At 75.0% G+C, this 18,823-nt stretch carries 22 protein-coding genes; 7 read left to right on the plus strand and 15 right to left on the minus strand.

Going from position 1 to position 18,823, the window contains the following annotated elements:
* Positions 1-472 precede the first annotated feature (472 nt).
* Positions 473-1,027, minus strand: coding sequence for a sugar O-acetyltransferase (locus tag PHY01_RS14755; protein WP_218030164.1), 555 nt, complete (start codon positions 1,025-1,027; stop codon positions 473-475).
* Positions 1,028-1,151: 124 nt separating this feature from the next.
* Between PHY01_RS14755 and PHY01_RS14760 the strand changes: the two genes are divergently transcribed.
* Positions 1,152-1,784: a hypothetical protein gene (locus tag PHY01_RS14760; RefSeq protein ID WP_141279234.1), complete on the plus strand. Its 633-nt coding sequence runs from the start codon at positions 1,152-1,154 to the stop codon at positions 1,782-1,784.
* A gap of 106 nt (positions 1,785-1,890) precedes the next feature.
* Here the strand turns inward: PHY01_RS14760 and PHY01_RS14765 are convergent, their stop codons facing one another.
* Both PHY01_RS14765 and PHY01_RS14770 read right to left on the minus strand, forming a co-directional pair.
* Positions 1,891-2,721: an RCC1 domain-containing protein gene (locus tag PHY01_RS14765; RefSeq protein ID WP_141279235.1), complete on the minus strand. Its 831-nt coding sequence runs from the start codon at positions 2,719-2,721 to the stop codon at positions 1,891-1,893.
* A 45-nt stretch (positions 2,722-2,766) separates the two neighbouring features.
* Positions 2,767-3,573, minus strand: a complete 807-nt coding sequence (locus PHY01_RS14770; protein ID WP_141279236.1) for an SCO6745 family protein — start codon at positions 3,571-3,573, stop codon at positions 2,767-2,769.
* A gap of 82 nt (positions 3,574-3,655) precedes the next feature.
* Between PHY01_RS14770 and PHY01_RS14775 the strand changes: the two genes are divergently transcribed.
* Complete coding sequence (locus tag PHY01_RS14775; RefSeq protein WP_141279237.1) at positions 3,656-5,254, plus strand: alpha-amylase family glycosyl hydrolase; 1,599 nt, start codon at positions 3,656-3,658, stop codon at positions 5,252-5,254.
* On the opposite strand, the gene PHY01_RS14780 is transcribed toward PHY01_RS14775, so the two are convergent.
* Complete coding sequence (locus tag PHY01_RS14780) at positions 5,230-5,814, minus strand: isochorismatase family protein (RefSeq protein ID WP_141279238.1); 585 nt, start codon at positions 5,812-5,814, stop codon at positions 5,230-5,232. The genes PHY01_RS14775 and PHY01_RS14780 overlap by 25 nt on opposite strands.
* 89 nt (positions 5,815-5,903) lie before the next feature.
* Between PHY01_RS14780 and PHY01_RS14785 the strand changes: the two genes are divergently transcribed.
* Positions 5,904-6,629, plus strand: coding sequence for a Clp protease N-terminal domain-containing protein (locus PHY01_RS14785; RefSeq protein WP_174824122.1), 726 nt, complete (start codon positions 5,904-5,906; stop codon positions 6,627-6,629).
* On the opposite strand, the gene PHY01_RS14790 is transcribed toward PHY01_RS14785, so the two are convergent.
* The 11 genes from PHY01_RS14790 to PHY01_RS14840 form a co-directional block, all read right to left on the minus strand.
* Positions 6,596-6,976, minus strand: coding sequence for a type II toxin-antitoxin system VapC family toxin (locus PHY01_RS14790; protein ID WP_141279239.1), 381 nt, complete (start codon positions 6,974-6,976; stop codon positions 6,596-6,598). The two genes, PHY01_RS14785 and PHY01_RS14790, sit on opposite strands and share 34 nt — an antisense overlap.
* A 3-nt stretch (positions 6,977-6,979) precedes the next feature.
* On the minus strand, positions 6,980-7,219 hold the full coding sequence (locus tag PHY01_RS14795) for a type II toxin-antitoxin system Phd/YefM family antitoxin (RefSeq protein WP_141279240.1): 240 nt from the start codon (positions 7,217-7,219) through the stop codon (positions 6,980-6,982).
* Between the two features lie 13 nt (positions 7,220-7,232).
* Entirely contained in the window at positions 7,233-8,291 is a 1,059-nt protein-coding gene (locus PHY01_RS14800; protein WP_141279241.1) for a 3-deoxy-7-phosphoheptulonate synthase, read from the minus strand.
* A 157-nt stretch (positions 8,292-8,448) separates the two neighbouring features.
* Entirely contained in the window at positions 8,449-8,841 is a 393-nt protein-coding gene (locus PHY01_RS14805) for a VOC family protein (RefSeq protein ID WP_170183820.1), read from the minus strand.
* The gene (locus PHY01_RS14810; RefSeq protein ID WP_141279276.1) at positions 8,838-9,116 is read right to left on the minus strand and encodes an ArsR/SmtB family transcription factor; all 279 of its coding nucleotides are present in this window, start codon (positions 9,114-9,116) and stop codon (positions 8,838-8,840) included. Before PHY01_RS14810 ends, PHY01_RS14805 begins: the two co-directional genes overlap by 4 nt.
* A gap of 41 nt (positions 9,117-9,157) precedes the next feature.
* Positions 9,158-10,321 (minus strand): PP2C family protein-serine/threonine phosphatase, encoded by a 1,164-nt coding sequence (locus tag PHY01_RS14815; protein WP_141279242.1) that lies wholly within the window; start codon positions 10,319-10,321, stop codon positions 9,158-9,160.
* Positions 10,318-11,127 carry a polyphosphate kinase 2 gene (ppk2, locus tag PHY01_RS14820; RefSeq protein ID WP_141279243.1) on the minus strand — a complete coding sequence of 270 codons (810 nt, stop codon included), beginning with the start codon at positions 11,125-11,127 and terminating at the stop codon, positions 10,318-10,320. Before ppk2 ends, PHY01_RS14815 begins: the two co-directional genes overlap by 4 nt.
* A gap of 12 nt (positions 11,128-11,139) precedes the next feature.
* Entirely contained in the window at positions 11,140-11,631 is a 492-nt protein-coding gene (locus PHY01_RS14825; RefSeq protein WP_141279244.1) for a TspO/MBR family protein, read from the minus strand.
* 47 nt (positions 11,632-11,678) lie between these two features.
* Positions 11,679-12,536, minus strand: a complete 858-nt coding sequence (locus PHY01_RS14830) for an ABC transporter permease subunit (protein ID WP_141279245.1) — start codon at positions 12,534-12,536, stop codon at positions 11,679-11,681.
* Positions 12,533-13,510: an ABC transporter ATP-binding protein gene (locus PHY01_RS14835; RefSeq protein WP_141279246.1), complete on the minus strand. Its 978-nt coding sequence runs from the start codon at positions 13,508-13,510 to the stop codon at positions 12,533-12,535. The genes PHY01_RS14830 and PHY01_RS14835 overlap by 4 nt, the downstream gene beginning before the upstream one ends.
* On the minus strand, positions 13,507-14,529 hold the full coding sequence (locus tag PHY01_RS14840; protein WP_141279247.1) for a LolA family protein: 1,023 nt from the start codon (positions 14,527-14,529) through the stop codon (positions 13,507-13,509). The genes PHY01_RS14835 and PHY01_RS14840 overlap by 4 nt, the downstream gene beginning before the upstream one ends.
* A 94-nt stretch (positions 14,530-14,623) precedes the next feature.
* Here PHY01_RS14840 and PHY01_RS14845 point away from each other — a divergent pair, with 94 nt between their 5' ends.
* The 4 genes from PHY01_RS14845 to PHY01_RS14860 all read left to right on the plus strand — a co-directional run bounded on the left by PHY01_RS14845 (position 14,624) and on the right by PHY01_RS14860 (position 18,494).
* Positions 14,624-15,307, plus strand: coding sequence for a response regulator transcription factor (locus tag PHY01_RS14845; RefSeq protein WP_141279248.1), 684 nt, complete (start codon positions 14,624-14,626; stop codon positions 15,305-15,307).
* A 7-nt stretch (positions 15,308-15,314) separates the two neighbouring features.
* Positions 15,315-16,625, plus strand: coding sequence for a sensor histidine kinase (locus PHY01_RS14850; RefSeq protein WP_141279249.1), 1,311 nt, complete (start codon positions 15,315-15,317; stop codon positions 16,623-16,625).
* Positions 16,626-16,772: 147 nt separating this feature from the next.
* Entirely contained in the window at positions 16,773-17,528 is a 756-nt protein-coding gene (locus PHY01_RS27970) for a (deoxy)nucleoside triphosphate pyrophosphohydrolase (RefSeq protein WP_281283637.1), read from the plus strand.
* A 96-nt stretch (positions 17,529-17,624) separates the two neighbouring features.
* Complete coding sequence (locus PHY01_RS14860) at positions 17,625-18,494, plus strand: PDDEXK-like endonuclease domain-containing protein (protein ID WP_141279250.1); 870 nt, start codon at positions 17,625-17,627, stop codon at positions 18,492-18,494.
* Positions 18,495-18,823: the final 329 nt, after the last annotated feature.

An 18,823-nucleotide genomic window follows, 5' to 3' on the forward strand; every position in this document is an offset into this window, starting at 1 on the left:
TATCAAGATCGTACAGCGGGCACCAACCTCATCACACTACGTCAGCTCGCCCAATTGTCCTCGCCGGACAGACAGGTCTCCGGGATGGCCAAGTTCCATGGCACCCGCACGCGATTGGGGCGGACACGGATGCGGCATCCCGTCGACGTCCCCGAGGGGCACCACACGGCGTCCCGGGCGCATGCTTGGCAACGCGCGGTCGCGGTCGGGCAGGCTGGCTGCGCCCGGGACACCGTGCGGTCGGGCTGCGCCAGGTCGACGGGATGCCGCACGAGCCCGTAGTGGGTGCAAGATCAGAGGTCCGGCCGTTCGTCATTCGTTCGTCAGGACGCCCATCGGCAGCGGGGAACAGCGACAATCACCGACCAGCGTTCGTGCAGGTCAGTACCAGTGTCGGGGGAGTAGTGGCAGGTCGGCGCGATCTGGCGATCCGTTCCGGTTCAACGTCTGACCAGGGCCCGTTCCGGACCGTTCAGATCTCCCGGACGACGCGTGCCGGGTTGCCGACCGCGAGGACCTGTGCCGGGACGTCCCGGGTGACCACGCTGCCCGCTCCGACCACGGCGTTCTCCCCGATCGTCACGCCGGGGCAGACGATCACGCCGCCCCCCAGCCACGCGTTCGACCCGACGACGATCGGCAGGGGGCGTTCCCAGCCGGCGCGGCGGCGCTCGTGATCCTCCACGGGGTGCGTGGCCGTGAGCAGCTGAACCCGTGGGCCGATCCGCACGTCCTCGCCGATCTCGATGACGGCGTCGTCCATGAACAGCCCGTCGTGGTTGACGAAGCTCCGGGCGCCGAGCGTGATCTGTGAGCCGTAGCTGCACTGGAACCGGGGCATGACGACCGCCTCGTGACCGAGCCCCGCGACCAGCCGGCCCAGGAGCAGGCGCCGCTGCTCGTCGTCGTCGGCCTGCGTCGCGTTGAACCGGTCGAGGATCCGCAGGCACCGGAGACGGGCTTCCTGCAGGTCGGGCTCGTCGAGGTACCACTCGTTGCGCAGCATGCGCGCCATCTGTTCGCCCACGGCGCCCATCCTGGCGTGCGCCCGGTCGACGCCTGATCTCCGGAGGTGGCGAGGGCGGTGCGGTCGTCCGTAACGGACATCCGCGGGGGCACGAAGACTCTGCCAGCGTGCCGAAGGGGGAGAAGTGGGCCGAAGGATCGGGGGAGCCGGCGGCGGCAGCGACAAGGGCGGAGGCGCGGGCACCTTCCTTCTCGCCGCGTTGCTGGCCATCGCCGTCGGGTCGGGTGGCACGTCCGCCCTGGGGATCGGATCGGCCGGCGGAGGAACGTCGGCATCCTCAGGCGCCCGTGGGCAGCCCAACGTCAGTAGCCGTCAGTCCCAGGCTGCCGAGGCTCGCATCGTCGCCCGCGGTGTGCAGGTGCGAGCGCGGGCGACGGACGACTCGACGAACTGTGCCGCTCACGCGTACGGGCAGGTCAAGGAGTACCTGCTCGAGCATCCCTGCGTCGGGATGCATCGTGCGTCGTTCGAATTGCGCGACGGTCGGGGTGACGTCGTCCTCGTCGCGGTGTCCTGGGTCGACATGGGCGACGAGTCGACAGCGCGCGAGTTCCACCGCCTGGTCGACGGCTCCGGCACCGGCAACATCACGGAGCTGTCCCGGGAGCGAGGGCGCTACAGGTCGGTCAGGTTCACCGGCGACATCTACGAGTCGCGCCGGGAGGAGACGGTCGTGTCGAACGCGCAGGCGCAACCGGTCGGCCGGGGGGCGACGGGTCTCGCGTTGACGTCGATCGTGACGAACGCTCTTCGCTGACGGGCACAGGATAAGGACCGGATGGAGTGGGGCAGGGCGTCACGTCGCGAAAGCGTTCACGCAGATCGGACCATGTGCGAATGCGACCGTCGCAGGCCGCCACCGTTCAGGTCCGGATCCCGCGCCACCCGTGCACCTCGCACCGACCGTCCGCGTTGCTCCCCACGGCGGCGACCGTGCCATCCGCCCGCACCCCGAGGGTGTGGGACGAGCCGGCCGCCACGGCGACGATGTGCCGCCAGGCCCCGACGTCGCACTGTCCGTGGCCGTTGTCGCCGGCGGCCAGAACGGCCCCGTCCGCGCGGAGGCCCACGACGTGGTGGCTGCCGGCCGAGACCGCGACGACGTCCCGCCACCGCGAGACGCCGGGTGCCGGACCGCCGGGCGTCGAGACGACGGTGCCGTCCGCTCGCAGGCCGACGGTGTACAGCGAGCCGGCGGCCACCGCCACGAGGTCCCGCCAGTCGTCGACCCGGCACTGGCCGCGCCGGTCGTTCCCCGTGGCGAGCGCGGTCCCGTCCGCCCGGAGACCGACGGAGTGCCAGTCACCGCAGGCGACGACCCGGATCCCGCGCCAGTGCGCGACGTCGCACCGGCCCTCGGCGTCGCGGCCGGCGGCCGCCACGGTCCCGTCCGCGAGCACCCCGAGGGTCCGGCGCCACCCGGCCGCCACGGCGGAGACGCCCCGCCACCCGTGCACCTCGCACTGGCCGTCCCCGTTCCAGCCGGTCGCCACGACGGTCCCGTCCCGGCGCAGCCCCACCGTGTGCGCCCGACCGGTGTTGGCCGCGGTGTGCACGTTCCCGACGGCCACGGCGACGATGTCCGTCCACGCGCCGACGTCGCACTCGCCGGCCCGGCCGTCCCCGGCGACCACGACCGTGCCCTCCGCCCGGCACCCGACCGAGTGGCGCCGACCGGCCGCGACCACCGCCATCGTCCCTCCGTGGATCGTCGGTCCGGCCACGCCGGCGATCGCCGGTCACCGCGACCCCGCGGCCACCATCCGCGCGGTGACGGGCTCCAGCAGCGCCGTCAGCTCGTCGAGCTCGGCGGGGGAGAGGGTGTCATAGGGCGCGGCGGCGAGCTCGTCGGTGAGGTCCTCGATGCGCTGCGCGGTCGCGCGCCCGGCCTCGGTGAACCGGCCCCCGGCGTCGATCAGTCCGCGCTCGCGCAGCCCGGCCATGACCTGCGCCAGCCGCGCCCGCGGCAGGTGGTGGAGGCGCCCGAACGACTCCGGCGGGTGGACGCCCATCCGCAGCGCGGACAGCACGTGGGCCTCCGTGCCGCCGATGCGGGCGCCGACCAGTGCGGCGACGTGCCCGTCGCCGCGGTGCTCGCGCAGCATGGTCGCGGCGTGCCACAGCCGGGTCACCGGCTCGGTGGGCACGGGCAGGGAGCGCCATCCGGCGTACAGCACGCGGCCCTGCGTCGGCGCGCCCGTCGCGGCCGCGGCGGTCAGGTCCGCGGCGCGGGCCAGGCCGGGCGACGTCGCCAGCTCCTCACCGACGATCCGCCGCACGGCGGCGGCGCTGCCCCGCCGCCACGCGGCGAAGGACTCCTCGGGCGGGACCGTCTCCCAGGCGCCCGGGATGTGCCGCGCGGCCTCGCCCTCGGCGAAGCTGTAGAAGGCGGCGTGCACGACCTGCGCCGGTACCCGGCCCAGCGGCGCGGCGCGGGCGGCGAAGTAGCCGTCCCAGTAGGTGCGGTGGCCGAGCGCGGCCAGCTCCTCGTTCGGCTCGTCGGCCAGGTAGGTGACGAGGCAGATCGGTTCCAGCAGCTCGAACATGCGGCGGGCGGTGTGCACGGAGAACCGACGCCGCGGGCGCCCCGGACTCATCGGTGCGTCACGGTCCGACAGAGTGTGGCCCATGTCCGACTGGCTGCGCGACGCCGTCCTGTACGAGATCTACCCCCAGTCCTTCGCCGACTCCGACGGCGACGGCGTCGGTGACCTGCGCGGCGTCATCGGGCGGCTCGACCACATCGCCTCGCTCGGTGTCGACACCATCTGGTTCAACCCCTGCTTCGCCTCCCCGTTCGTCGACGCCGGCTACGACGTGTCCGACTACCTGCGCATCGCCCCCCGCTACGGCACCAACGAGGACATGGTCGAGCTGGTGGCGGAGGCCGGGAAGCGCGGCATCCGGGTGCTGCTCGACCTCGTCGCCGGGCACACCTCGATCGAGCACCCGTGGTTCCAGCGGGAGCTGCACGCGCAGGGCCCCGATCCGGAGGGCGACCGGTACGTCTGGGCCGACGAGGAGCCCCGGCGGGCCTGGGACGCGGGCCTCCCCGGTACCCCGGCCTGGGTGCCGTCCCCCGGGCCGCGGCGCGGTTGGTATCTGAAGAACTTCTACGACGAGCAGCCCGCGCTGAACTTCGGCTGGGTCACCGCCGACGAGCCGTGGCGCGACGCCGTCACCGACCCGGGCCCGCGCCGCAACGTGCAGGCGCTCAAGGACGTCATGGCGTTCTGGTTCGAGCGCGGCGTGGCGGGGTTCCGCGTCGACATGGCCTTCTCGCTCGTCAAGGACGACGGCGCCGCGGCCCGGGGCAACCCGCTCACCTCCGCGCTGTGGCGCGAGATCCGCGGGTGGATGGACACCGCGTGGCCCGACGCGGTGCTCGTCCCCGAGGGCGACGAGCCCCGTACGGCCGAGCCCCCGGCCTTCCACGCCGACTTCTTCCTCGTCATCAAGACCGAGCACGCGAGCCTGTTCGACAACCACGCCGCCGGGACCCTGCCCTGGCACGAGCCCCGGCCCCCCTTCTTCGACGCCGAGGGCCGCGGCAGCACCCGGACCTTCCTCGACGCCTGGCACGCCGTCCGCGACGCCGACCCCGCCCGGCCCGTGATCCTGTCCAGCGCCGACCACGACTTCGACCGGCTGCGCTGCGGCCCGCGCACCCCGGAGCAGCTCGGCGCGGCGTGGACGTTCCTGCTCACCTGGGGAACCGTCCCGTGCATCTACTACGGCGACGAGATCGGGATGCGCTACCTGCCGGGCCTGCCCGAGGTCGAGGGGTCGATCTGCAACCCGGGCTACAACCGGTCGGGCTGCCGCACGCCGATGCAGTGGGACGACGGCCCCAACGCCGGGTTCTCCACCGCCGACCCCGCGCGCCTGTACCTGCCGGTCGACCCCGACCCGGACCGGCCGACGGTCGCGGCGCAGGAGCGCGACCCGGACTCCACGCTGCACCTGGTCCGCCGGCTCCTCGCGCTGCGCAGGGCGACGCCCGCGCTCGGCGGGCGCGCCACCACCCGCGTGCTCCACGACGGCTACCCGCTCGCCTACCTGCGCGGCGACACCCACCTCGTGGTCGTCAACCCGCGGCGCGACCCCGCCGGGTTCGGCACCCCGCACGCCCGCGGTGCCGAGCCCGTGGTCGTCCACGGCGTGCAGGTCGAAGGTGACGCCGTGTCGGCCGCCGGCTTCGGCTACGCGGTGTTCGCGATCGGCTGACCGGCCGCCCCGACGAGGTCGACCTCCGCGGCGACCGCGGTGGTGGCCGTGCGGCCGGGGCCGCTCTGGAAACCCCAGTACAGGTTGGTGTGGGCGATGACCTGGGCGGGCGGCGGGGCGCCGTACGCCGTGAGGTCCTCCGTGGTGTGGGCGTCGGTGACGAGCACGGTGTCGTAGCCGCGGACGAACGCGCCGTGCAGCGTGGCGCGGATGCAGGCGTCGGTCTGGGCGCCCGCGACGACGACGCGGCCGACTCCCAGCCCGGCGAGGATCCCGGCCAGCTCGGTGGCCTCGAAGGAGTCGCCGTGCTGCTTCTCGATGCGCGGCTCGCCGTCGGCCGGGGCCAGCTCGGGGACGATGTCCCACCCGTCGCTGCCCCGGACAATCTCGTCGTCGGTCTGCTGCACCCACACCACCGGCACCCGCTCGCGGCGGGCACGGTCGACGAGCGTGGCGACGGCGCCGACGACCGCGTCGCGGTCGTGCGCCTGCGCGACGACGCCGTTCTGGACGTCGACGACGAGCAGGGCGGTGTGCGGACGGTCCGGGAACGTGGTCATGGGCCGACGGTAGCGCCGTCCCCCGACGGTCCGCGGTGAGCGTCAACCCGAGGTTGACGACGGCCTCATCGTCAACCTACGGTTGACGCATGACGATCCGCATGAACAACCCGGTCCGGCTCGACGACTTGATCGCGGCCATCTCGAAGGTCCACGAGGAACCGCTCGAACGCCTGTCCGGGGCGGTGATCGCCGCCGACGCCCTCGGGGACGTCGCCGACCACCTCATCGGCCACTTCGTCGACCAGGCCCGCCGCTCCGGCGCGTCATGGACGGAGATCGGCGCGAGCATGGGCGTCTCGAAGCAGGCGGTGCAGAAGCGCTTCGTGCCCAAGGGCGACGCGGCGGACAACTTCGCCCGCTTCACCCCGCCCGCCCGCGGTGTCGTGGTGGCGGCGCAGAACGAGGCCCACGCGGGCGGCCACGACACGATCACCCCCGGCCACCTCGTGCTCGGGCTGCTCGCCCAGCCCGGCACCGCGGCGGCGGAGGTGTTCGCCGCGAAGGGGCTGGAGCCCGCCGCGGTGCGCGCGGCGGCCACCGCGGTGCTGCCGCCGCCGGCCGCGGAGGTTCCCGCCCTCGTCCCCTTCGACGCCCCCGCTCGCAAGGCCCTGGAGCTGACCTTCCGCGAGGCGCTGCGCCTCGGGCACGAGGCCGTGAGCACCGGCCACGTCCTGCTCGCACTGCTGGAGCAGGAGGACGGCGACGGGCCGCTGTCCGGCCTCGGCCTCGTCCGGTCCGACGTCGACGGGGCGGCGGAGGACGTGCCGGAGCCGGCCGATCAGAGCCGGGCGTCGAGCACGGGCACGCCGTAGGCGGCGAAGGCGTCGTCGGCGGTGAGCACGCTAAGGCCCGCGGTCAGCGCCTGACAGATCAGCAGGCGGTCGAACGGGTCGCGGTGGTGCCAGGGCAGGGCCTCCACCGACGCGAGGTGGGCGTCGGTGATGTCGAGGCGGTCCAGGCCCAGGTCCCGGACCGTTGCGTACAGCCCGGGGACGGGCCCCAGCTTTCCGATCGAGACCTTGATCGCGATCTCCCACAGGCTGGCGACCGAGACCGCGAGGCTCTCGGCCGCCTCCACGCTCCGGCGAGCGTCCGGACCGAGTCGCTCGTCCCCACCCAGCAGCCAGAGCAGGGCGTTGGTGTCCAGGAGGACGTGCATCCGTCAGTCCTCGGCGAACATGTCGGCGATCTCGGCGTCGGCGGTGTCGTAGTCCCCGGCGTAGACGATCCGGCCGCGCAGCGCGCCGAAGAGCTCCGCCCGTGGCGTGCGCGGTGCGGGCACCAGTGCGAACCGGGTGACCCGTCCGCCGCGTCGCGTGATGTAGACGTCCTCGCCGCGCTCGGCGGCGTCGAGCAGCTTGGACAGGTTCGTCTTCGCCTCGTGGACGTTGGAGGTTGACATCTAGCTATCCTAGCTAGTTCGCGCGCCGCTGCGCCACCGCCGCGGCCAGCTCGTCGAGGACCTCCGCGGTGGTGTCCCAGCCCATGCAGGCGTCGGTGACCGAGCGCCCGTAGACCATGTCGGGCCCCAGGTCCTGACGGCCCTCGACCAGGAAGCTCTCCAGCATCACCCCGGCGACACCGCGCTCGCCGCCCGCGATCCGCGCCGCGACCTCGCGGGCCACCCCCGCCTGCCGGACGTGGTCCTTGCCGCTGTTGCCGTGGCTGGCGTCGACGATCACCCGCTCGGGGATCCCCGCCTTCCGCATCCGGGCCAGTGCGGCCGACACCGAGTCGGCATCGTGGTTGGGGCCCCCGGAGCCGCCGCGCAGGATGACGTGGCAGTCGGGGTTGCCCGCGGTGGTGACCAGCGCGGCGAGGCCGTCGGGGTTGATGCCCATGAACACGTGGCTCGCCGCCGCCGCGCCCACCCCGTCGACGGCCACCTGCACGTCGCCGTCGGTGCCGTTCTTGATCCCCACCGGCATCGACAGCCCGCTGCAGAGCTGGCGGTGCACCTGGCTGGCCGCGGTCCGCGCGCCGATCGACCCCCAGCTGACGACGTCGGCCAGGTACTGCGGCGTGATCGGGTCCAGGAACTCGCAGCCCACCGGCAGCCCCAGTGCGGAGATGTCGAGCAGCAGCCGCCGGGCCGTCCGCAGCCCGGCGTTCACGTCGAAGGTGCCGTCCAGGTGCGGGTCGTTGATCAGGCCCTTCCAGCCGACGGTCGAGCGCGGCTTCTCGAAGTAGGTGCGCATGACGATCCGCAGCTCACCGGCGTGCCGCTGCGCCTGCCCGGCGAGGCGGTGGGCGTAGTCCAGCCCGGCGGCCGGGTCGTGGATCGAGCACGGCCCGACGACGACGAGCAGCCGGTCGTCCCGGCCGTCGAGCACGTCGACGACCTCGGCGCGGGCGCGGGTCACGGTGTCGGCGGCGGCGTCGGAGACCGGCAGGTCGTGGCGCAGCAGGGAGGGGGAGATCAGCGGGCTGACGCGGGTGGTGCGGTGCGCGTCGAGTGCGGCAACGGTGAGCACGGGAGGTCCTTGCTCCGGGGAGCGGCCCGCCGAGAAGTCCCCGTCCGAGCCGTTCGATCCGGCTCGTGGGGGAGGAGGTCAGCGCAGCGGTTCGCCGGCCGACCCGTCACGGGCCGGAGCGGTAAACCAGTACTGGCGCTGCACGGGGACGACCGTATCAGCTCTTCATGGTCGCGAGCTGGATCAGGTTGCCGCACGTGTCGTCCAGGGTGGCGACGGTGACCGGGCCCATGTCGGTCGGCTCCTGCACGAACCGCACCCCCGCGGCGCTGAGCCGGGCGAACTCGGCGTGCACGTCGTCGACGGCGAAGGAGGTGAACGGGATGCCGTCGGCCACCAGTGCCTCCTTGAACGGCGCCGCGGCCGGGTGTGCGGAGGGCTCCAGCAGCAGCTCGGGTCCGTCGGGCTCCTTCGGCGAGACGACGGTGAGCCACCGGTGCTCGCCGAGGGGGATGTCGTGCTTGGGCACGAAGCCCAGCAGGTCGGTGTAGAAGGCCAGCGCCCTGGACTGGTCGTCGACGTAGACGCTGGTGATGTTGATGCGGATCATGACTGCTCCCGGATCGGCCAGCGCTCGAGGATCGAGCGCAGCGGGGTGGTGTCGAGGTGGTGGAACTTGTAGCGGCCCTCGCGGCGGGTGTGCACCAGGCGGGCCTCCTCCAGCACGGCGAGGTGCTGCGAGATGGCCTGCCGCGACGAGGTCAGGCCGTGCTTCATCGCCAGGCGCGTGCAGATCTCGAACAGCGTCTGGCCGTCGCGGTCGGTCAGCTCGTCGAGGATCGCCCGCCTGGTCGGGTCGCCGATCGCGCGGAACACGGCGTCCACGGCGTCCACGGCACATTTATAGGCAAGTGGCTACTTGCCTGTCAACCCCGCCAGTCCAGGCACAGCACCGTCGAGTCGTCCTTGAGGGCGCCCCCGGTCGCCTCGATCACCGAGTCGCTCACCGCGCGCACCACCTCGCGCGGGTGCAGGTCGGCGGTGGCGCCGAGCACCGCGGGGACGTCGACGTGGGCGCTGTTGCGGTCGAGCACGCCGTCGGTGACGAACGGCAGCCGGTCGCCGGGGCGCAGGGCGATCTCCTGCACGCCGTGGCGCGGGCCCGGGTAGAGCCCGAACGGCAGGTCGATCGCGAGCTCGACCTCGGCCACCCGCCCGTCGCGCAGCAGGATCGGGAACGGGTGCCCGGCGTTGACGACCGCGGCGCGCCCGGTCGCCAGGTCGATCCGCGCCACCTGTCCGGTCACGAACTCGCCGACGGGGGAGTGCTCGGCGAGGGCGTCGTTGGCCGTCTCGACCTGGTCGGGCAGGTCGAGCCCGCGCCGTCGTCCGTTGCGCAGGCTGCTCACCAGCACCGTCGCCAGCAGCGCCGCGCGCACGTCGTTGCCGACCGCGTCGGTGACCGACAGGTGCAGCGTGTCGCGGTCGAGCGCGTAGTCGAAGGTGTCGCCACCGACGGTGGCGGCCGGCTCCAGCCAGGCCGCGAGGGTGAACTCCGCCGCGTCGAGGCTGAACGCGTCGGGCAGCAGCCGCCGCTGGATCTCCGCGGCCAGGGTGAACGGGACGGTGCGCTGCCCCCACTCGAACAGGTCGGTGTAGCGGCGGTTGGCCACCACGACGTAGCCGAACGCCTGCGCCACCTCGGCGACCTCGACGCCCGCCGCCTCGTCGGGCGCCGCGGGCATCCACAGCTCGAGCACGCCGATCGCGTCACCGCGGACGGTGACGGGCACGGTCATCACGACGCCGCCGTGGTGCGCGCGCACGTCGGTGGTCTGGGTGCGCAGCACCTTCTCGTAGACGGTGCCGGCCAGCGGGATCGTCTCGGCGGTCTCCTCGCCGCGCCGCCGGGTGCCCGCCCGTGCCCAGCTCGACCGGTCGAAGCGCACCACGTAGCGGCCCGAGTAGTCGGCGATCAGCAGGTTGACGTCCCGGGCGCCGATGACGTCGCCGAGCTCGTCCTCGGCGACCTCGATGGCGTCGACGGGTGCTGCGTCGTCGATCCGCCCCAGCAGCGATCGGCGCGTCACCCCGGCCCGCCGGGGACGAGCAGCGTGGCGGCGTGGTCGGGGACCTCGTGGAACCGTTCCCGCGGCGGGCGCCGGTAGCCGCGCTGCGGGGGTCGCTTGGGCAGCTTCAGCTTGCGCCCCGGGATCGGCTCCCACGGCACGCTGCCCAGCAGGTGGGCGATCATGTTGATCCGCGCCCGGCGCTTGTCCTCGGCCTCCACGACGAACCACGGCGACTCCGGGGTGTCGGTGCGGGCGAACATCTCGTCCTTGGCCCGCGAGTAGTCCTCCCAGCGGGTGATCGACTCCAGGTCCATCGGCGAGAGCTTCCACTGCCGCATGGGGTCGGTCATCCGGCCGCGGAACCGGCGCTCCTGCTCGCCGTCGCTCACCGAGAACCAGTACTTGCGCAGCAGGATCCCGTCCTCGACGAGCAGCTCCTCGAACACCGGGCACTGACGCAGGAAGCGCGCGTACTCGTCGGGGGTGCAGAACCCCATGACCCGCTCGACGCCCGCGCGGTTGTACCAGCTGCGGTCGAGCAGCACGATCTCCCCGGCCGCGGGCAGGTGCTCGGTGTAGCGCTGGAAGTACCACTGCGAGCGCTCCCGCTCCGACGGCGCCGGCAGCGCCACGATCCGGCAGATCCGCGGGTTGAGGTACTCGGTGATGCGCTTGATGGCCCCGCCCTTGCCCGCCGCGTCGCGGCCCTCGAAGACCACGACGAGGCGGGAGCCGGTGGAGCGCACCCACTCCTGCATCTGGACCAGTTCACCCTGCAGGCGCAGGAGCTCGGTCTCGTACGGAACGCGGGGAAGCCGGGCCATCACGCCATCGTGCTAGTTGAGGACCCAGATGGCGAGGTTCAGTGCCGAGGCGAAGGTGACCCACGCCAGGTACGGGACGAGCAGTGCCGCCGCGGGACGGCTGTGGCGGGCGAACAGCACGATGGTCGCCACGATCGAGATCCACAGCAGCACGATCTCCGCGAACGCCACCCCGAACAGGCCGCCGCCGAAGAACAGCGGCGTCCACAGCGCGTTCAGGACGAGCTGGACGCCGAACACGGAGAGCGCCGTGCGGGCCCCGCTCCACCCGGCGTTGCGCCAGACGAGCCAGCCCGCGACGGCGATCGAGGCGTACAGGACCGTCCAGACCGGGCCGAACAGCCACGCCGGTGGGGCCCAGGACGGCTGCACCAGCGTCGCGTACTGCTCGGCGGCCGAGGCCGAGGCGAGACCGCCGACGAGTGCGGCGGTCGCCGCGGCGACCCCGAACGCGGCGAGGCCGACGGCGGCCGTGGGCAGGGAGGGGCGGGTATATGTGCTCACGGACGAGATTCTCGCTCATCGAGATAGTTTGTGCACGGCGAGGTGCGTCACGCGTCGCGGCGCAACATCCGGTAGGTCGTCAGGCCCATCCCGACCGCGACGTAGCACAGCGCGCGCAGCGAGCTCTCGATCATCCCGCCGAGGGGCAGCGGGTCGCGCAGCGCGTCGACGCCCGCGGTCCAGCCGCTGGTCAGCAGCCACGGCTGCAGCCACTCCAGGGCCGGGATCGCGCTCAGCACGCCGAACACGATCAGCGCGCCCAGCACCGAGGCCAGCACGACCAGCGGGTGGTCGGTGACGGAGGAGACCGCCAGCGCCACCGCCCCCACCGCCGCGAGCTGCCCCACCACGAAGACGACGACCAGACCCACCCGCAGCAGCGCCGCCCCCGGGCCGAGCGCCGTGCCCGACAGCGTCACCAGCTGCCCGTCGGCCCCGCCCACGACGACCAGCCCGGCCAGGACGCCGACCGCCGCCACCACGACGGTGGCCAGCGTGGCGACGACGAGCACGCCGAAAGCCTTCATCACCACCAGCCGCAGCCGCGACACCGGCGAGAGCAGCAGCCCGCGCAGCGTGCCGTGCGCGCTCTCCCCGGCGATCGCGTCGGCCGCGGCCATCGCCACGGCCAGCGGCAGCAGCAGGGCCATCGACAGCGTCAGCGCGACGATCGGGAGCACCAGCCCGTTGCCCGCGACCGCGGAGACCAGCCCGGGACCGCGCCCGGTCGCCCCCGCCGTCGCCACGCCGATCGAGATGAGCACCGGGATCAGGGCGAACAGGCCGAGCATCACCAGCGTCCGCGGGCGGCGCAGCACCCAGCGCAGCTCGGCCGCGAGCAGCCGGCCCAGCGGGGCGGCACGGGGGGCGTCGGACACCGGGTCGAGCACGGGGGCGGTCGTCACGACGTCTCCTCGGTGAGCCGGGCGAACAGTTCCTCCAGCCGCGCCCGGCGCCGCCGCGCCTCCTGCACCGCGACGCCCGCGCGCACCAGCAGCGCGACCGTCTCGGCCGTGGGCGGCCCGTCCTCCCCGACGACGACCCCCGGCTCGTCACCGGGCGCGGAGTAGGCCGCGATCCCCGCGGCGCGCAGCGTCTCCAGGGCCAGGTCGACGTCGGGCGTCACGACGTCGAGGCCGCCGGTGCCGGACTCCAGCAGCGCGGCCAGCCCGCCCGCGGCCACCAGCGACCCCGACTGCAGCACCGCGACGTGCGTGCAGGTCGCCTCCACCTCGGCCAGCAGGTGCGACGACACGATCACCGTGGCCCCGCCGTCGTGCAGTTCGGCGATGATCCGGCGGACGTCGCGGGTGCCCGCGGGGTCCAGGCCGTTGGTCGGCTCGTCCAGCACGACCAGGCGGCGCGGCAGCAGCAGCGCCCCGGCCAGCCCCAGACGCTGCTTCATCCCCAGGGAGTAGCCGCGGAACCGGCGGCCCGCCGCGTCGGCCAGCCCGACGCGGTCCAGCGCGGCGTCGACGGCGCCCGCGATCTCGCGGGCCCCCAACAGCGGCTCGGTGGCCGCCACCCGCAGCAGGTTCTCCCGTCCGGACAGGAACGGGTGGAAACCCGGGCCCTCCACCAGCGCGCCGACGTGCGGCAGCGCCCGGGCGGCCCCGTCGGGGACGGGGTGGCCGAGCAGCTCGGCCGTGCCGGCGTCGGCGCGGGTGAGCCCCAGCAGCATCCGGATCAGCGTGGTCTTGCCCGACCCGTTCGGCCCGAGCATGCCCAGCACCGAACCGGCGGGGACGTCGAGATCGACCCCGTCGACGGCGACGGTGGAGCCGAAGGTCTTGCGCAGCCCCACCGCGCGGGCGGCGAGGGGGCCGGCCGCGGCGGGCGGAGGGGTCGTCGCCGCGGCCAGCGTCGGGGACGAGGTCACCGCGCCAGTGCCTCGGTCAGCACCTGCTCCGGCACCGCGCCGACGGCGACGCGGCCGTCGTCGGTGACGATCGCGTTGGCCACGGCCGTGCCGATCAGGGTGCCGCTGCCCCACGGCCCGCTGACCGGGGTGCCGAGGGCGCGCAGGTCCATGCCCGTGCCCTCGCCCTCGCCGGTGGCGGGGACCGTCGCCAGCACCACGGTGTCCCACCCGTCGCCGACGACCGTCGGCGCCGTCCCGGGGCGCTCCGGCAGGCCCTCCGGACGCTCGGCGTCGGGTTCCACCACGGTCGACCCGGGCGGTGGGGTGAAGGTGAACAGCGCCGGGTCCTGCGGCCCGAACGCGAGCTCGGTGAAGCCGACCTGCAGCGCCGGGTCCGACGACCCGGTGGCCAGCACCGTCATCCGCAGCGGCACGCGCTGCTCGGCGTCGACGGCGATGCGCACCTCGCGCAGCAGCGTGCGCTCGTCGGGGGCCGGGCTCAGGACCAGCTCGTAGGCCGGGCGTCCCGCGACCTCCGCCGTGCCGTCGACGGTGACGGTGCTGCTGGACTGCAGCATGCGGATGGCCTCGGTGGCCGCCGCGGCCGGGTCGGCGGCGTCGGGCCGCGCGGGCCGGTCCGCACCCGTGCCCTCGGTGACCGTGCGGCCCTGCGAGTCGTACGCCCAGAACGTGGTGCCGTCGGAGACGAAGGTCTTCTCGCCGTCGGCGGTGGGCAGCTGGACGCGCCCGCCGTCCTCCCCGTCGGACCAGACCCGGGCGGTGCTGGTGCCGTCGCCCGCCTGGGGGACGTCCGGCAGCGGGGGCAGGCCCAGGGAGTTGTCGACCTCGACGGTGCCCGCGAAGGCGTCCGGGTCGGCCGTCAGGACCGAGGCCACCAGCTCCTCGGGCGTGACGGGCGGCAGCACCGGGGCCGCCCCCGCACCGGTCGGCACGGCCAGCAACCCGAGCCCGACCACACCCGCCACCGCGATACCCGCAGCCGCCGTTCGGCCCGTCGTCCATCGTCCGGTTCCCATGGGCACAGCGTGGCGCACCCGGGCTGAGACCGGGCTCAGCGGCTGAGAGATGTCTGAGGTCGCCGGCCGCCGCGGGCGGTAGGTTCCCCGGGACATGGCGCGCGTGCTGGTGGTCGACGACGAACCCGGCATCCGCACGGCCATGACCAGGGGGCTCACCGCGGAGGGCATGGAGGTCGTCGCGCGCGGCGACGGCGACTCCGCGCTGGAGGCCGCGCTCACCGGCAGCTTCGACGCGATCGTCCTCGACATCATCCTCCCCGGCCGCTCCGGCTACCGCGTGCTCGAACAGCTGCGCGCGGCGGGCGTCGACACCCCGGTGCTGCTGGTCTCGGCCAAGGACGGCGAGTGGGACCAGGCCGACGGCCTCGACCTCGGCGCCGACGGCTACCTCGTCAAGCCCTTCGCCTTCGTCGTGCTCGTCGCCCAGCTCAAGGCGATCCTGCGGCGCCGCGACGCCGCACTCGGCCGCGTCGGGCACCGGGTGCGGCTCGGGTCGCTCGTCGTCGACCCGGTGGCGCGGGCGGTGAGCTGGGACGGCGAGGCCGTCGAGCTCTCGCCGCGCGAGTTCGCGCTGCTGCACGCGCTGGCCAGCCGGCCCGACACCGCCGTCGCCAAGGACGAGCTGCTGCGCATCGTCTGGGGTGACGAGGGCGCGGCCAGCCGCAACGTCGTCGAGGTCTACGTCGGGTACGTGCGCCGCAAGCTCGACGCCGTCGGCGCCGGTCAGGTGCTGCGGACGGTGCGCGGCTTCGGGTACCTCGTCTCGTCGTCCTGATGCCGGTATGAGGCGGTGGTGGGCGGGCCGCGGGCTGCGCTTCCGGATCACCGTCGTCGTGGGCGGGGTGGCGCTGGTGGCGCTGCTCGCGCTGAGCCGCCTCGGGGTGGGGCTGCTGTACTCCACGCTGCTCGCCGCGGCCGACGAGGAGCTGCGCGCCGACGCCGCCGCCGTCGTCACGCGGCTGGAGGCGGGGGAGCCGCCCGCCGTGCTGCAGGCACCCACGGTGCGGGTCGTCGACACCGCCGGGAACCCGGTCGACGGCGGCGCCGCGCTCCCGCTGGACCCGTCCGAGATCCGGGTGCTGGCCGCGGGCAAGGGGGTCGTCGCCGGCGACTTCGACGCGCTGCGCCGCTACCTGGCGGTGCCCGCCGTGCTGCCCGACGGCTCGACGCGGCTGGTGGTGGCCGTCGGCGACATCGTCGGCGGGGCGGTGCTGCTCGCCCGCGCCGCGGGGGCGTTCGTCCTCGGCGCGCTGCTGGTGGCCGGTGTCGTGGTCGTGGCGTCGTGGGTGGCGACGCGGGCCGCGCTGCGCCCGGTGGAGCGGCTGCGCGTGGCGGCGTCGGCGCTGCCCGCGGGGCAGCGGCTGCCGGTGCCGCAGGCCCGCGACGAGCTGCGGGCACTCGCCGAGGAGATGAACAGCCTGCTGGCCCGCCGCGACGACGCCGTCGCCCGGCTGCAGGCGTTCACCGGCGACGCCGCGCACGAGCTGCGGTCCCCGGTGGCGGCGATCCGCGCGCAGGCCGAGGTCGCCGTCGCCCATCCGGACCCCGACCTGGCCGACGAGACGCTGCGCGCGGTGGCCGTCGAGGCGCAGCGCCTGAGCGTCCTGCTCTCGGACCTGCTCGCACTGGCCCGCGCCGACGCCGGCCGCCGCCCGGACCCCCGCCCCGTCGACCTGGTGGCGGCCGCGCGCGCCGCGATCGACCGCGCCGGTGCCGCACCGCCCGCGCTCGACCTGGTGGCCCCCGCCCCCGCCTACGCGGCCGCCGGGCCCGCCGAGGTCGACCTGGTCCTGGACAACCTCCTCGCCAACGCCCGCCGCCACGCCCGCTCGGTCGTCCGGGTCGGCGTGCTGCCGGCCGGGCGGTGGGTGCGGCTGGTGGTGGAGGACGACGGCCCCGGCATCCCGCCCGCCGACCGCGAGCGCGTGTTCGACCGGTTCGTGCGGCTGGACCCGGAGGCGGGCGGGGGCGCCGGGCTCGGGCTGGCGCTGGTGTCCGCGCTGGTCCGCGGCCGCGGTGGTCAGGTCGCGGCGGGGGAGGCGGCGGGCGGCGGCGCCCGCCTGGAGGCCCGCTGGCCCACCGCCACCCCCTGACCCCGCCCGGCTCGTCGCACCCCGCCCCGCTCGTCGCACCCCGCCCCGCTCGTCGCACAGGGCGTGGCCGCTCGCAGGCCGCGCAACCCGTGCGACCGCCCACGACCTCTGCGACGGCGGCCCTCCGCCCGGGTGTCAGGATCGGGCGTGGTCGTGGTGCGCTCGTCGGTACTGGTCGCCGCCGCTCCCCGGACCGTCGCGGGGGTGCTGCGCGACGTCGACGTGCTCGCCGCCGGGGTGGGCCGGCCGGTCGAGGCGGCGGGGCGGTGGTTGGTGACCGGCGACGAGGTGCGGATCGACGGGCTGCCCGCGGTCCGGGTCGGCGAGGTGTCGCCGTCGGGCATGCGTCTGGGATGGGACGGCGGGGAGTACGCCGTCGCCCTCACCGCGGCCGGCGGGACGACGCGGATGGCCGAGCGGGTGCGGTGGAGCGGCCCACCCGGCCCCGACGCGGCCCGGCGGCTGCTCGCGGCGCGCACGGCCGCGGTCGTCGCGGCGGCGGTGGTGCTCGCGGCCGCACCGGTCGTCGTGGCCACCGCGCTGGTGCGCGACGACACCGTGCTCGCCGCGCAGCGCACCCGCCCGCCCGGGCTCGCCGGGCTGTGGGAGCTGCCGGGCGGGCGGGTGGAGGCGGGGGAGTCGGAGGCCGCCGCGGTGGTGCGGGAGTGCCGGGAGGAGCTCGGGACCGACGTCGTCGTCGACGGGCGGCTGGCCACCGACCTGCGCATCGACGCCGGTGTCCTGCGCGTGCACGCCGCCCGCCTCGCCGACGGTGCGCCGGCGCCGCGGGCGCTGGAGCACTCCGGTCTGCGGTGGGTCACGGCCGCCGAGGTGCCCGGGGTGGACTGGGTGCCGGCCGACCGGGCCGTCGTCGCCGATCTCGTGGACCTGCTCCGACCGTGATCGGGGGAACGGTGATCATCCGCTCCGGCGTTCGCAGGCGCACCCGATCCGGCCCGGAGCGGAACCGTGCGGCGCGGGGGTCCGTCGAAGTCGGTCATGTCCGTCGACTCCCTGCTGGCCCGCCAGGCCGGCGTCATCTCCCGCGAGCAGGCGTTCCGCGCGGGCCTCTCGCGCGACGCGATCGACCACCTCGTCCGCCGCCGCCGCTGGACGCCGTTGCACCCGCACGTCTACCTGGCCGCCGGGCACCGGCTCGACGACGAGGTCGGCGTCCGCGGGGCCGTCCTGTGGGCCGGTGACGGCGCGGTGCTCTCCGGGTGCGCGGCCGCGTGGTGGCACGGGCTGACCGACCGGGCACCGGCCGCGGCCCGGGTGACGGTGCCGCGCCACCGCACCCCCCGTGGCCGCCCCGCGGTCGAGGTGCGGCGGCGCGACCTGGACCCGGTCGACGTGACCTGGGTCCGCGGCATCGCCGTCACCGCCCGGCCGCTCACGGTGCTGGAGGCGTCGGTCGAGCTGGGCGGCCGCTTCCTGGACCGGGCACTGCAGCGGTCGGTGCGCTTCCCCGCGGTGTACGCCGCGCACCGCCGCAACCTCGGCGCCCAGGGATCGGCGCGGGCCGGGCAGCTGCTGGTGGCGGCCGCGGACCGCTCGGCGTCGGAGACGGAGCGGCTGCTGGTCCGGCTGCTGCGCTCCTCGGGTGCCCGGGGCTGGCACCGCGGGTTCCCCGCCTCGGGCCTCCTGATCGACATCGCGTTCCCCGACGCGATGGTCGCCGTCGAGATCGACGGTTGGGCGTGGCACACGGACGCCGTGCGGGCCCGGGCGGACGAGCGGCGGCGCAGCGTCCTGGTCCGGGCCGGCTGGACGATCCTGCGCTACACCTGGCACGACCTGGTGGAGCGGCCGGCGGCGGTGCTCGCGGAGATCGGGTCGGAGGTGCGACGGGCCCGCCACGCGCGATGATCATGGTCGCGGGGGGCGGCGACGGGGTGATGTTGGACACGCGCCCCCGGTGCGCCGGGGGAGTGCGCCGGGGGCTCCGGGAGGGCGTTCCGGTGCTCCGCCGACGGCCGCGAGCCCGCCGCGGCGGGGTGGGGCGGATCGGGACCCGGGCCACGACCGGCGGGGTGCCGGGGCCGCTGCCGCACCGCCCGTCGCCCGATCCTCGCCGCTCGACGGACGGGAACGGTGAATCGGTTCACCACGGGCGCGCGGCGGTGACCGCTCGCCGGAGCCCCGGGCCCCGCGGACCCCGGCTCCCGACCGCGCTCGGCCGCGGTGCCACCACCGGC

This window comes from Pseudonocardia hydrocarbonoxydans (genome assembly GCF_006539565.1).
GTDB classification, from domain to species: Bacteria; Actinomycetota; Actinomycetes; order Mycobacteriales; family Pseudonocardiaceae; genus Pseudonocardia; species Pseudonocardia hydrocarbonoxydans.

Coding starts and splice junctions, on each gene's coding strand:
- PHY01_RS14765 (WP_141279235.1), bottom strand. CDS start 2,721: ATGGCGGTGGTCGCGGCCGGTCGGCGCCACTCGGTCGGGTGCCGGGCG.
- PHY01_RS14770 (WP_141279236.1), bottom strand. CDS start 3,573: ATGTTCGAGCTGCTGGAACCGATCTGCCTCGTCACCTACCTGGCCGAC.
- PHY01_RS14775 (WP_141279237.1), top strand. CDS start 3,656: ATGTCCGACTGGCTGCGCGACGCCGTCCTGTACGAGATCTACCCCCAG.
- PHY01_RS14780 (WP_141279238.1), bottom strand. CDS start 5,814: ATGACCACGTTCCCGGACCGTCCGCACACCGCCCTGCTCGTCGTCGAC.
- PHY01_RS14785 (WP_174824122.1), top strand. CDS start 5,904: ATGACGATCCGCATGAACAACCCGGTCCGGCTCGACGACTTGATCGCG.
- PHY01_RS14790 (WP_141279239.1), bottom strand. CDS start 6,976: ATGCACGTCCTCCTGGACACCAACGCCCTGCTCTGGCTGCTGGGTGGG.
- PHY01_RS14795 (WP_141279240.1), bottom strand. CDS start 7,219: ATGTCAACCTCCAACGTCCACGAGGCGAAGACGAACCTGTCCAAGCTG.
- PHY01_RS14805 (WP_170183820.1), bottom strand. CDS start 8,841: ATGATCCGCATCAACATCACCAGCGTCTACGTCGACGACCAGTCCAGG.
- ppk2 (WP_141279243.1), bottom strand. CDS start 11,127: ATGGCCCGGCTTCCCCGCGTTCCGTACGAGACCGAGCTCCTGCGCCTG.
- PHY01_RS14840 (WP_141279247.1), bottom strand. CDS start 14,529: ATGGGAACCGGACGATGGACGACGGGCCGAACGGCGGCTGCGGGTATC.
- PHY01_RS14845 (WP_141279248.1), top strand. CDS start 14,624: ATGGCGCGCGTGCTGGTGGTCGACGACGAACCCGGCATCCGCACGGCC.
- PHY01_RS14850 (WP_141279249.1), top strand. CDS start 15,315: ATGAGGCGGTGGTGGGCGGGCCGCGGGCTGCGCTTCCGGATCACCGTC.
- PHY01_RS14860 (WP_141279250.1), top strand. CDS start 17,625: ATGTCCGTCGACTCCCTGCTGGCCCGCCAGGCCGGCGTCATCTCCCGC.